The organism is Actinomyces sp. HMT 175 (genome assembly GCF_016694895.1).
In the GTDB taxonomy this organism is placed as follows: domain Bacteria; phylum Actinomycetota; class Actinomycetes; order Actinomycetales; family Actinomycetaceae; genus Actinomyces; species Actinomyces oris.
The window spans coordinates 916,756-928,614 of sequence record NZ_CP068012.1 but is presented as its reverse complement, the minus strand read 5'-3'; the positions used below and the strand labels follow the sequence as shown (position 1 = coordinate 928,614).

Sequence of the window (11,859 nt, the reverse complement as noted above, 5' to 3'; positions counted from 1 at the left end):
ACAGCCGAGTCGCGAACGGGGCGGGGCACCTTCTGACAAGGAGGTGCCCCGCCCCGTTCGTGCGTCCTCAGGAGACCGCCTGGGGTCCGCCCTCCAGGAGCGCCACGAAACCCTCCTCGTCAAGGATCGTCAGCCCCAGCTCGCGGGCCTTGGTCTCCTTGGAGCCCGCCTTGTCCCCTACGACGACGAAGCTCGTCTTCTTCGAGACGCTGCCCGAGGCCTTGCCGCCGCGCGAGACGATGGCCTCCTTGGCGCTGTCCCGGGTGAATCCCTCCAGGGAGCCGGTGACGACGACGGTCAGGCCCTCCAGGGTGCGCGCCGGCTCCTCCTGCTCCTCCGAGTCCTCCTCCCGGGTGCGGACCCCGGCGGCCTCCCAGCGGCTGAGGATCTCGCGATGCCAGTCGACCTCACGCCACCTGGCCCAGGACTCGGCGATGGTGGGGCCGACGCCGTCGACCTCGGCCAGCTCGGCAACATCGGCCTGGCACAGGGCCTCCAGGGACCTGAAGCGCGCCGCCAGGGCCCGGGCGGCGGTCGGGCCGACGTGGCGCACAGACAAAGCCACCAGGATGCGCCACAGCGGGCGGCTGCGGGCCTGGCGGAGCTGGGAGAGCATGGCGGTGGCGTTCTTCCCCGGAGCAGTCGCCTTCTTGACCCGACCGTCGGCGTCGTAGGTCTGCTTGGTCCAGAAGAACCGGCTCAGGCGCCAGTCACCGGTGGGCACGCCTCGACGGGAGACGGGGCGCCAGACGAAGACCTCGCGCAGGTCGTCCTCGGTCAGGTCGAACAGGGTGGCCTCGCCGGTGAGTACCGGTGTCTGCTCGGTGATCCCCGCCTGCTTCAGGAGCTCCTCGACGGCCTCCACCCGCTGGGAGACGTGGAGGGAGTCGAGCTCTCCGGGCGGGAGGCTGAGCCGTCCGCCTTCGGTCTCCAGGCTCCGCCCGGCCGCGAGCGCGGTCAGTGCCTCGAGGCGTCCGGCGTCGGGGCGGGTCAGGGCCCCGGCGGCCTCGTCCCCCAGCCCTTCGACGTCCAGAGCGCCCCGGGAGCCGATGTGAGCGATCCTCTCGGTGAGCTGGGCGGGGCAGGACCGGGTATTGGGGCAGCGCAGGTCGACGTCGCCGTCCTTGGCCGGCGCCAGCTCGGTGCCGCAGGAGGGGCAGTGCGTCGGCATCACGAAGTCCCGCTCGCTGCCGTCACGCAGATCCACGACCGGCCCCAGGATCTCAGGGATGACGTCGCCGGCCTTGCGCACGATGACCATGTCCCCGATGCGCACGCCCTTGCGGGCCACCTCGGTGGCGTTGTGGAGAGTGGCGCGAGCCACCGTCGAGCCGGCGACCAGGACCGGCTCCATCATGCCGAAGGGCGTGACGCGGCCGGTGCGTCCGACCTGGACGGCGATGTCCAGCAGGCGGGTACGGACCTCCTCGGGCGGGTACTTGTAGGCGGTGGCCCAGCGGGGCACTCGGGAGGTGTGGCCCAGGCGGCGCTGAAGGGAGTGGTCGTCGAGCTTGAAGACGATGCCGTCGATCTCGTGGATGAGGTCGTGGCGGTGGGCGGCGTAGCGCTCGATGTAGGCCTCACGCTCGGCGCGCCCCCTCACCACGGCGTTGTAGGGGGACACCGGCAGCCCCCAGCCGGCCAGCAGCTCATACCACTCGTGCTGCCGGGTGGGGAGGCTCTCCCCCGGTGCGGGGGTGATCGCACCGACTCCGTGGGCGATCATCGCCAGAGGCCGGGAGGCGGTGACAGCGGGGTTCTTCTGGCGCAGCGAGCCGGCGGCCGCATTGCGGGGGTTGGCGAAGACCTGCAGGAGGGGGGCTCCGTCGGCCTGCCGCTGCACGTTGCGGGTGCGGCGCTCCTCGTTGAAGGCCTCGAAGTCCTGGGTGGGGAAGTAGACCTCTCCGCGCACCTCGAGCAGAGACGGGTGGGCGTCGCCGGCCAGGACGAGGGGGACCGAGGCGATGGTGCGCACGTTACCGGTGACGTCCTCACCGGTGGTGCCGTCGCCGCGGGTCGCGGCCCGGGTGAGGATGCCGTCCTCATAGGTCAGGGCCACGGCCAGGCCGTCGATCTTGACCTCTGCTGTCATGGCGAGTTCGTCGTCGCCGACCCCGGTCTCGGCGACCATGCGCTCGGCCCACTCCTGGACCTCGTCGAGGGAGAAGACGTCCTGAAGGGAGTACATGCGCTCGTGGTGCGGGGCGGGGGCGAAGTCGGTGACGGCGCGCCCGCCCACGGAGCGGGTCGGTGACCCGGCTCGGGCCAGGAGGGGGTGGGCCGCCTCCAGTCCCTCCAGCTCCCGATAGAGGGTGTCGTAGTCGGCGTCGGACATGGGGCTCTCGGCATCGATCGCGTTGTAGTAGGCGTCGCGGGCGGCCTCGATGTCACGCACCAGCTCGCTCCAACGCTCCCGGGCGGCGGTGGGGATGGCGCTCAGATCCACGGGGCCACGCTGATCGGAGCGTGCCGAGGAGGGGGCCGGGGCGAGAGCGGATCCGCGGGGCGCGTCGGTGTCAGTCATGGGGTCATCTTCCCCCAACCGGGTTCACACCGGGATCCGCCCGTGTCCACAGTGACCATGAACATCCCCGAACGCCGAGGTTGTCCACACCCGGGGCTGACCAACGGCGACGCGACGGTCCCCAGCGGCGATTCTGGAGCAATGAGCACTCCCACCGCCGTCCCGGACCACCACTGGCTCCTGCCGGCAGAGGCCTCGGCCTCGTTGCGCCGGCGCTCGGCGGGTGAGGCAGCCGCGGAGGCGGCTCTGGCCGCCTTGGCCGGTCCGTGGCACCTCGCGGTCCTGGACGGTCCTGACCGAGGCCTGGTGATGGCCGTCAGGGACGGCACTTTTCTGGGCCGGGGCGAGGTTCTCAGTGACCCCTTGGTCTCCCGCCATCATCTGCGCCTGCGCCTTCACGGCGGCCGAGTCCTGGCGCAGGACTGCGGATCGGCCAACGGCTCCTACCGCTACTGGCACCTGGGGCTGTGGCTGCGTATGCGCCGGGAGACGAGGATGAAGGAGGGGACGCTCCTGCGGCTGGGAGACAGCCTGCTCGAGCTGCGCAGGCGCCCCTGCGACCTGGTAGTGGCGGCCCCTGCGACACAGGCCTCGTCAACGGCATGGTTGATGGTGGGCTCACTGGTCTGCGTCCTGGTCATGGGCGGCTCAGCAGTGATCGCGCTCAGGACGGGCAGCCGCGGTGCAATGGGCATGGTCATGGTGGCGCCGATGGTCACGATGACGATCATGCGTCTGGTGCCCTTCCTGCAACAACGGCGAGCCCAACGTGCCGGGCGCGCCGGGCGTGCCGGTGGGGCCCGATGGCGCGCTCGCCGGTACCACCGGGGACGCCGACCGGGGTGGAGGCGCAATGAGCCGGACCCTGCCACGATGCTGCTGGCCGTCGCCGCGCGCTCCAGCATGTCTCAGGCCGTCCGGGACTCCCGGTCCGAGGGCTCAACGCCCGCCTCCGCCGCTCAGGAGGTCCTGGCCGCGTGGAGTGCCGCTCGCCGACGACGCTGCGTCCTGACGCTCTGCGACGGCGAGAGCCTGGCCCTGGTGGGCAAGGGCGCCGGCAATGCGCTGCGATGGTGGTGTGCCCAGCTTCTGGCCCGCGACGAGGTCCGGGTGACCGTGTTGGATGCCCCGTCAGGAGCCCTGCAACATGAACGCGCGGGCCATCGGGACAGTGCGCAAAGTGAGGGATGGGAGATGGCGAGCGGCCGGCTGGGGCTACGCCTCGCCTGGGGCCCGCAGGCCCACCCTCACAGCGCACAGATAGTGACTTGCGCCCACGATAAGGTCCCGCCCCAGGCTCTGAGCACACGGCCCGCTCCGGCCGGGGCGCCGTCGTGCTCACCGACCTGGTGGGAGGCGGTTCAGCACCTGAGCCGCTCCCGGATCACGGAACCGCCCCGGTCGTCGTCCCGGGTCGATGGCGTCCCCGACGTGGTCCCCCTCAAGACGCTCATGCACGACCTCGACGCCCACGAGCTGCGGGAGCAGTGGCAGGAGCAGGCGCACTCGCCGACCCGGGGCGCCCCGGCGCTGTCAGCGGTGCTCGGCGTGGGAGCACGAGGGCCGGTGCATGCCGACCTGGTGGCGGACGGCCCGCACGCCCTGCTGGCCGGGACAACGGGTTCGGGGAAGTCCGAGCTGCTCATCTCGTGGCTGGTGCAGCTGGCGCTGAGCCGAGCGCCGGACCGCCTCACCCTGGTCCTGGTCGACTACAAGGGCGGTGCCGCCTTCGGCCCCCTCGCCGGCCTGCCGCACACGGCCGGGGTCCTGACGGATCTGGATCCCGCCGGCACCCAGCGCGCCCTGTCCTCCTTGGAGGCCGAGGTGCGCCGCCGCGAGCGGATCCTGGCCGCCCACGGCGCCAAGGATCTCTCCTGCCTGCCGCCACAGGTCGTCGTCCCCGATCTGGTGGTGGCGGTGGACGAGTTCGCCACCTTGGCCGGCGAGCACGCCGAGGTCCTGGAGTCACTGGTGCGTATCGCCGCCCAGGGGCGCAGCCTGGGCATCCACCTCATTCTGGCCACACAGCGCCCTCAGGGGGCCGTGTCCCCGGCGATTCGGGCCAACACCTCCTTGCGAGTGTGCCTGCGGGTGCTCGACGCCGCTGACTCCAGGGACGTCCTGGGGCACGACGGGGCCGCCCGGATCGGTCATCATCCCGGGCGGGTCCTGGTCAGTGGCGCCGGCGGCGCTCAGGAGAGTGCCCCTGACCGGCAAGGTCTCTCCGACGGAGCCAGTGGTGCTCCCAGCCCTGGCAGTCAGGTGCTTCAGGCCCCCTGGTGCGGCTCGACACGTGAGGTCCAGAGGATCGTCGACCTCATCTCACTCGCAGCCCAGGGGCAAGCCTCCCCGTGGCGCCCCTGGGCGCCGGCCCTGCCCGCCTCGATCAGCGCGGCCGAGGCGCTCGAGCTGGTTCGGCTCCGGGGCCCCCGGGCACCGGGTGATCGTGAGGAGCAGGGAGCCGACGGGGCACTCGCCCCCACGGAGCCTGCTGACCACGCAGGGCTGTCCGGGTGCGACGACGACCATCTTCTCCTGGCCGTGACCGACCTTCCTCGCCAGCAGAGCCTGGGGCTGTGGCACTGGCGGGTCACACGCCCACTGCTGGTCCTCGGGGCCTCAAGGTCAGGGCGGTCCACAGTCATCGCCTCAGCCGCGACGGCAGCACTGGGCGCGGGCCGAGGAGTGCACCTGTGCGGCTTCGCCTCCCCGACCTTAGACGCCTCCGGCCAGGCCCCGGACGAGGCCTCACCCATACGCGAGATCCTCACCCACCCCGGGGTGGGCACGGTGGTCGGCACGGAGGACCCGCGACGCCTGGCCCGGCTGTGGGGACTCGCCGCCAGTGGGCACCTCGGCACGGACCTCCTGTGCCTCGATAACGTCGACGCGCTCGTCGCGACCATCGATGAGGTGCTGGGCCCCGGCCAGGGCAACGCCCTGCTGGAGGCCGTTATCCGCACCACGTCCGCAGCGGGCACTCCCCTGCTGCTGACCGCCCCTTTGGTCGCCTCCACCGCCCGGTGGGCCGGATCCATGGGCCTCAGGCTGGTTCTCGGTGCGGCCACCGGCACACAGGCCGCTCTGGCCGGTCTTCCACGCGGGGTGGTCACCGGCGGCGCCCCGGGGCGTGGCGTCATCCTGGACGGGGCGACGACGACCGCCTGCCAGATCGTGCTCCGTGCGGACTTCCCGGTATCCGCCTCCGAGCGCGACGGCGCCCGCGCGCTGCGGCTCGAGCCGCTGCCGACCCGGCTCACCTGGGAGGACGTCCCGGAGGGCACCTGGGCTGTGGGAGGAGACGCGGCGGCACCGGTCACGCTTCCGGCTCACACCAGCGTCCTGGTCGCCGGGCCTCCCGGCTCGGGGCGCTCCACGGCACTGCGGGCTCTGGCCCAGGCGATGGCCTCCGACCCCCTCGTCGTTGACGACCTGGACCTGGCGGACATCACCACCGCCACTCAGGTGGAGGCCGCGCTGGCGCGCTCCGAGGTGGTCCTGGCCTCCGCCTCGACGGAGAAGGTCGCCACGACCTTCCGCGGCGCGATCTCCACCATGCGTGAGCGTGAGGCACTCGTCGTGCTGTGGCCCGGTATGCGCCCTGCCGATCAGGCCGCCGGCATCTCCTTGCGGACGGTCACCGACCCCAGAGCGATGACGCTGCCCGGTCGTGGGGCACTCGTCTATCGCGGAACGTGCCTGCCCATTCAGATCGTGCTACCCCGGCCCGAAGACAATGATCGTCCTATTGAACACCCTGTTTAACAGGCATTCTCAATGAAGGAAAGTGGTGTTATCTCAACAGCTCAGCATCCTGTGAGGATCACGACAGGGTATCGGCACAGGTCTCATGATCGAGGTCTTGCCCACCGCCCCCCGTCGTGTGAAAGTTGTTCTCAGACGCGGCCGCCGTTCCCTGACAAGTTGGGTCGGCGCCAACCGCATGACCGATGACCTTGTAGGGGGCCCTTATGGACTGGCGCAGCCAAGCCGCATGTCTCACCGTTGACCCGGAGCTCTTCTTCCCCGTGGGGAACACAGGTCCCGCCATTGCCCAGATCGCCAAGGCAAAAGAGGTGTGCGGCCGCTGCGAGGTGGTGGACACCTGCCTGAAGTGGGCACTGGAGAACGGCCAGGACGCCGGCGTCTGGGGAGGCATGAGCGAGGACGAGCGCCGTTCTCTCAAGCGCCGGGCGGCCAGGGCCCGCCGGTCCTCCTGAAAACTGATCGAGTTCTTGACACTGCGGTGTTCGCACGGTTAATCGTGCGAACACCGTTTTGTTGATCCAGTGGTTCTCTACAGCGGGAAAAGGAAAGGTCAGGCTTCAGCCCTGGCAGCCCGCTGATGAAGGCGGGCATGAATGACGACGTCGGTGCCCCCTCCGCTCAGAGGCTCCCAGTCAATGACCCCGCGCAGCTCTCCTCGCACGAGCGTGGTGACGATCCGTGTTCCCAGTCCGGTCATGAGGGTGTCCGGCGCCAGGCCCGCACCGTTGTCCATGACGTGGACCTCGAGCCGGTCCTCGTCACGGTGGGCCGTGACCGTCACGCGGCCGTCGCGGCCATCGAGGCCGTGCTCGACGGCGTTGGTCACGAGCTCGGCCAGCACCGTGGCCAGCGCCTGCGCCGTGTCAGCGTCGACCACCCCGAAGGAGCCCTCCAGCTTGGTGCTGACCTCGCCCGTGGGCGTGGCCACGACCGCGGCCATGCGCAGGATGGAGGAGAAGACCTCATCGAAGTCCACGTGCTCGTTGACGTTGTGGCTCAGGGCGTCGTGGACGGTGGCGATAGTGGTCACCCGGCGCTCGGCCTCGGACAGGGCCTGACGGGTCTCCTCGTTCGAGGCGCGGCGGGCCTGCATACGCAGCAGCGCCGAGACGGTCTGCAGGTTGTTCTTGACCCGGTGGTGAACCTCCCGGATGGTGGCGTCCTTGTTGAGCAGAACCTGCTCACGCCGACGCACCTCGGTGACGTCACGCACTAGAAGCACCGCCCCGGAACGGCGCCCCTTGAGCGTGAGCGGGATGGAGCGCACAGACAGGAACACTCCCCCGACCTCGACCTCGGTGAGCCAGGCCTGCCTGCCCATGAGGACCACGGCCAGCGTCTCATCGACGGGGGTACGAGCAGGAATGATCGAGGTGACGGCCTCAGCCAGCAGGATCCCCTCCAGCTCGCCCTCAATCCCCAGGCGGTGGAAGCAGGAGCGCCCGTTGGGGCTGACGTAGACGATCCGCCCCTCCTCGTCCAGGCGCAGGACGCCGTCGGCCACGCGCGGCGTGCCGTGGCGGATCGTGGTGCCGGCACCCTGGATGGGGAACTCGCCCGAGGCGGTCATCTGGCACAGGACCTCGGCGATCTCCTCCATCTCCCGCTCAACGATGCGCCCGCCCCGGATAACACCCACCGAGGTCTCCCGAGTCACGACGGCGATCGGCGTGCCGGCGTGAACAACCGGGATGTACTCCTCCTGGACCGCGGCGGTACCGGTCCAGTAGGGCTCGGCCGCGTCCTGGATCTGGGCGGTGGACAGTGACTCCATGGCCATGGCCTCACGCGAGGCCGGCATGCGCCGCCCGACGACGTCCTCGAGGTGAACGGTGGTTCCCCCCGAGGGGCGGGTGTGGCCCGCGGCAATGAAGCGCCCCGCACGAGTACGCACCCACAGGACCAGGTCGGAGGTGGATAGGTCCGCAATCAACTGCCAGTCGGCCACCAGCTGGTGGATCCAGTCGAGGTCGGCCTCAGCGAGGTCGACTGCGTCTCTCAGGGCGCTAGGCAGAAGATTAGGCACCTCTCAAGGTTATCGGCAGTGAGCGGAACCGGCTCGTTGAGCCGGCTAATTGCCAAGCAGGACACATGTTCGGGACCTGAGCGATCCCGCATTCAACCGCACGAGCACGCCTTGGCTTCCGTCCCCGCGGAGGTCGGAACATGCCCCGGACCGGCGAAACATGACAGGATCGCACCATGAGGAAGACCATCACCATCACCTATCCCGCCACTCCGGCACGCACCGCGCAGATGCTCGCCGACCCCGCCTACCAGGAGGCACGGGTCTCGCGGGCCGGGCTCGACAACGCCTCGGTGGACGTCGCCCAGCGCGGCCAGGGCTTCGTGGCCACCATCGCCGGAAGCATCCAGCCCTCCCAGCTGCCCTCGGTCGCCTCGAGGTTCGTGCGCTCGGCGGTGTCCTTCTCCGTGGCCGAGTCCTGGGGCGAGCCGAAGGATGACGGCTCACGCTCCGGCGGCTACGACGTGACGATCAAGAACGCCCCGGTCAAGGTCAGCGCCACCTCCACCATGTCTCCCGCCGGTGAGGCCACCACCGTCACCGTCGACGTCGACCTCAAGGTCACCGTGCCGTTGGTCGGCAAGACCATCGAGGAGAAGGCGATGGGCATGGTGGGCCGAGTCGTGGCGGACGAGGAGCGCCGGGCCGCCGACTGGCTCGCCGAGCACTGATTCGCGTTTCATCACGCCCCGATCACGCACGGATCACTGACTGTGCGCTGCGTCGCCCAGCGGCGTTATTCCCGTACTGCGCCCCTGTCCGCCAGTGGCGCAGCACGGGGCTGTACGCCGATTCCACCGCCGAGTCTCACCCGGTTTCATGGCACGATCAGGCCATGAGCACTTCTAACACAGCCGCCTCCGCCCCTAACGCCGTGTGGGCCGAGCGCGCAGGCACCCGCCAGTACATCGGCCGCAACTCCTCGGGCGCTGAGGTCCGCATCGGCATGGGCCCGGGCGAGTTCTCCCCCGGTGAGCTGATGAAGATCGCCCTGGCCACCTGCAACACCCTGTCCGCCGATCACCGTCTGGCCAAGGCCCTGGGCGAGGACTTCGAGGCCACCGTGGGCTGCTCGACCGTCAAGAACGACGCCGAGGAGCGCTACGAGTCCTTCCAGGTCGAGATCGTCACCGACCTGTCCTCGCTCGACGCCGAGCAGCGCGAGCTGCTCAGCCAGCGGGTCGCCGGCGCCGTCGACCGTCACTGCACCGTGGGCCACACCATCGAGCACGGCGCTACCTACACCACGACGATCGTCGACCCCAACGAGGACTGAGCCCTCAAGCACTCCGGCCCTTGAACCGGCCGCGCTCCCCGAGGCCCCCTGCGTCACTCAGGTAAGGAGACCACTGTGAACACCTCCCGCTCCGGGCGCTCCACAGCGCTGGAACGTGCCCTCGACAAGGCGATCGCCATCCCGGCCTCCCGCATCGAGGAGCGTGTCGCACGGATGCGCCGGGACCGCCCCGGGGCCGACGCCGCCGAGCTCGTCGAGATGGCCGGCGCCCGCTTCCGGCGGGATGCAGGGTTGTCATCGGGGGCGGTCGGGGCCTCGGCGGCCATCCCGGCCATCAGTACGGGCGCGGCCGCTGCCCTGACGGTCGGCCAGAGCGCCGCCTTCATCGCCTCGGCCGTCACCTACGTTCTGACTGTCGCGGAGATCCAGGGGGTCCACGTCGTCGACACCGAGCGCCGTCGGGCCCTGGTCCTCTCCGCCCTTCTGGGCAAGGAGGGATCCGAGGCGGTTCAGGGCCAGCTGGGTCTGTCCTCGATGTTCTGGGCGGCTCAGCTGCTCATGCAGATGCCCCTGCCGTCGGTGAAGTCGATCAACGCCCACCTCATCAAGCGGGTGGCCAAGCGCTCGGCCGCCAAGGGCGGGGCGCTGGCACTGGGGCGCCTCCTGCCCTTCGGGATCGGGGCCGCCATCGGCTGGAAGGGGGGCCGGGCGCTGGCCAACCAGGTCATCGAGGGGGCGCAGGCGGCGCTGGGGCCCCAGCTCGCTCTGAGCGACTACGTCGACAGCTCCCACGTCGAGGTGATCGAAGCGTGAGCGGTATCGGCAGCGGCAGCGAACCCTCACCGTCGGCCGCCCAGTACCCGGCCCTGGCGCAGATGGGGCTCGTCCCCCCGCCAGGTGTCGACGTCGCCTACGAGAACCTCCTGGCCGAGGTCCTGACCAACGGGACTGCGAAGTCCGACCGCACCGGCACCGGGACGCGGTCACTCTTCGCCCGCCAGCTGCGCTACGACCTGCGCCGCGGCTTCCCCCGCATCACCACGAAGTTCGTGGCCATGAAGGCCGTCAAGGGTGAGTTGCTGTGGTTCTTGCGCGGGGAGACCAACGTGCGCTGGCTCCAGGAGCGGGGCATCACCATCTGGGACGAGTGGGCCGACGACTCCGGTGAGCTGGGACCGGTCTACGGCTCGCAGTGGCGCTCCTGGCCCACCCGGGACGGGGGCGCGATCGACCAGATCACCGGACTCATCGATACGCTGCGCACCGACCCGGACTCGCGGCGCATGCTGGTGTCGGCCTGGAACGTCTCCGAGCTGGGATCCATGGCGCTGGCCCCCTGCCACGCCTTCTTCCAGTGCTACGTGGCCGACGGCCGCCTGAGCCTGCAGATCTACCAGCGCAGCGCTGACCTGTTCCTGGGGGTGCCCTTCAACATCGCCTCCTACGCGCTGCTGACCCACATGCTCGCCCAGCAGACGGACCTGGAGCCCGGAGAGCTCATCTGGACCGGCGGAGACTGCCACATCTACGACAACCACATCGAGCAGGTCCGCACCCAGCTCTCCCGGGTGCCCAGCGCCCACCCCTTCCCCACGCTGCGCCTGGAGCGGGCCGAGTCCATCGACTCCTACGACATGGACGACATCGACGCCTCCCAGGGCTACGAGCACCACCCCACGATCAAGGCCCCGGTCGCGGTATGAGCGGCCTGGGGATGATCTGGGCCCAGGACGTCACCGGCGTCTTGGGAGCCGACGGCGGCATGCTGTGGCGCGTGCCGGCGGACTTCGCCCACTTCAAGGCCACGACCATGGGCTGCGGGCTGGTCATGGGGCGCACCACCTGGGACTCACTGGGAGGCCCCCTGCCCGGGCGGCGCAACGTGGTCCTCACCCGTGACCGCTCCTGGCGGGCCGAGGGGGCGGTCCGCGCCGGCTCGCTGCGCGAGGGGCTCTCGCTGGCGGCACGGGGCCTGGCCGCTGAGCTGGGGCACGATCCCCGTGAGGGGGATGCTGCGGGGCTGCCCCGCCTGTGGGTCATCGGTGGCGGGAGCGTCTACGAGCAGGCGCTGGCTGACGGCCTGCCCGATGTGCTCGTCGTCAGCGTCCTGGACCTGGATGCCACGCAGCGGGCCCGCGAGCGCGGCCTGCCCGACTCGGCGCTCGTGCACGCACCGGGGATCAGCACTCAGGAGTGGGCCATCGATCCGGCCCTCTCCGACCCGCGGGGGCAGTGGCGCCCCACATCCGGGGACGCGCGCTGGCGCGTGGAGACCTGGCGGCACCTGTAGACGCGCTTGAAACG

General features: G+C 70.4%; 9 protein-coding genes. 7 read left to right on the top strand and 2 right to left on the bottom strand.

Annotated elements, in window-relative coordinates:
• Window positions 1-67: 67 nt before the first annotated feature.
• Window positions 68-2,524 carry an NAD-dependent DNA ligase LigA gene (gene ligA / locus JJJ14_RS04015; protein WP_201444751.1) on the bottom strand — a complete coding sequence of 819 codons (2,457 nt, stop codon included), beginning with the start codon at window positions 2,522-2,524 and terminating at the stop codon, window positions 68-70.
• A 42-nt stretch (window positions 2,525-2,566) separates the two neighbouring features.
• Here ligA and JJJ14_RS04010 point away from each other — a divergent pair, with 42 nt between their 5' ends.
• On the top strand, window positions 2,567-6,289 hold the full coding sequence (locus JJJ14_RS04010) for an FtsK/SpoIIIE domain-containing protein (protein ID WP_201444750.1): 3,723 nt from the start codon (window positions 2,567-2,569) through the stop codon (window positions 6,287-6,289).
• A 206-nt stretch (window positions 6,290-6,495) separates the two neighbouring features.
• Window positions 6,496-6,744 (top strand): WhiB family transcriptional regulator, encoded by a 249-nt coding sequence (locus tag JJJ14_RS04005; protein WP_003779481.1) that lies wholly within the window; start codon window positions 6,496-6,498, stop codon window positions 6,742-6,744.
• Window positions 6,745-6,842: 98 nt separating this feature from the next.
• Here the strand turns inward: JJJ14_RS04005 and JJJ14_RS04000 are convergent, their stop codons facing one another.
• The gene (locus JJJ14_RS04000; protein ID WP_070511887.1) at window positions 6,843-8,318 is read right to left on the bottom strand and encodes a sensor histidine kinase; all 1,476 of its coding nucleotides are present in this window, start codon (window positions 8,316-8,318) and stop codon (window positions 6,843-6,845) included.
• Window positions 8,319-8,494: 176 nt separating this feature from the next.
• Between JJJ14_RS04000 and JJJ14_RS03995 the strand changes: the two genes are divergently transcribed.
• The 5 genes from JJJ14_RS03995 to JJJ14_RS03975 all read left to right on the top strand — a co-directional run bounded on the left by JJJ14_RS03995 (window position 8,495) and on the right by JJJ14_RS03975 (window position 11,845).
• The gene (locus JJJ14_RS03995) at window positions 8,495-8,989 is read left to right on the top strand and encodes a DUF2505 domain-containing protein (RefSeq protein ID WP_075377725.1); all 495 of its coding nucleotides are present in this window, start codon (window positions 8,495-8,497) and stop codon (window positions 8,987-8,989) included.
• 164 nt (window positions 8,990-9,153) lie between these two features.
• On the top strand, window positions 9,154-9,594 hold the full coding sequence (locus tag JJJ14_RS03990) for an OsmC family protein (RefSeq protein WP_201444749.1): 441 nt from the start codon (window positions 9,154-9,156) through the stop codon (window positions 9,592-9,594).
• Between the two features lie 75 nt (window positions 9,595-9,669).
• Window positions 9,670-10,368: a hypothetical protein gene (locus JJJ14_RS03985; RefSeq protein ID WP_009747504.1), complete on the top strand. Its 699-nt coding sequence runs from the start codon at window positions 9,670-9,672 to the stop codon at window positions 10,366-10,368.
• Window positions 10,365-11,258: a thymidylate synthase gene (locus JJJ14_RS03980; RefSeq protein ID WP_101559344.1), complete on the top strand. Its 894-nt coding sequence runs from the start codon at window positions 10,365-10,367 to the stop codon at window positions 11,256-11,258. Before JJJ14_RS03985 ends, JJJ14_RS03980 begins: the two co-directional genes overlap by 4 nt.
• Complete coding sequence (locus tag JJJ14_RS03975) at window positions 11,255-11,845, top strand: dihydrofolate reductase (RefSeq protein WP_201444748.1); 591 nt, start codon at window positions 11,255-11,257, stop codon at window positions 11,843-11,845. The genes JJJ14_RS03980 and JJJ14_RS03975 overlap by 4 nt, the downstream gene beginning before the upstream one ends.
• Window positions 11,846-11,859: the final 14 nt, after the last annotated feature.